We start from the raw sequence: 610 nt of genomic DNA on the forward strand, positions 1-610 counted from the left end.
CCGCAGATTTCCGGCATGGTCGAGGTGGAGGCGGCGACGCGCCAGGCCTCGCGCAGGTCACCGTCCGCCGACAGGGCCAGCCAGTCGGGGATGTTGTTCTGCAGCGGGCAGGCGTTCTGGCAGAAGGGCACGCCGCAGTCGGTGCAGCGCGACGCCTGGACCGTCCCGCTGGCGGCGGTCGGTTTGAGCGTGATCTCCGTGAAGGCGCGCACGCGCAGATCAGCGGGCTGTTTCTCCAGCCGACGCTGCTCGATCAGAAAACCACCAGGGTTGGAACGGCCGCCTTTTTGCATTTGCACATTAAACGAGGCGACGGCGATGTGTGCAAATATTATTCCAATTTTAGCGCTTGTCTACCACGATAAAGATCGTAAATGTCAATTTATCGCAATATAGCGTAATAATTCACCCAACGATCGTGTGCGGTGCGATAATTTTTTCGGGTGCGAAACGGGCGGCGATGCGGCGAGGCATTACTCGGGCCACAGTTCTCGCATTTGTCGCACCAGTTCGGGGGAGGGCGGACGGCCGCCCTGAGCGCCTGCGGGGGGCCAGCGGCCGGCCAGGACGTCGGCGCGCACGGCCTGGGCAGAGGGCGGGGGGAAGCGCC

At 63.1% G+C, this 610-nt stretch carries 1 pseudogene; it reads right to left on the reverse strand.

Features of this window, described 5'->3' with window-relative positions:
• A pseudogene (locus B2Y21_RS04910) lies at positions 1-293 on the reverse strand (NAD(P)-dependent oxidoreductase); the annotation flags it as partial.
• Between the last annotated feature and the right edge of the window lie 317 nt (positions 294-610).

This window comes from Brevundimonas sp. UBA5936 (genome assembly GCA_002430835.1).
In the GTDB taxonomy this organism is placed as follows: domain Bacteria; phylum Pseudomonadota; class Alphaproteobacteria; order Caulobacterales; family Caulobacteraceae; genus Brevundimonas.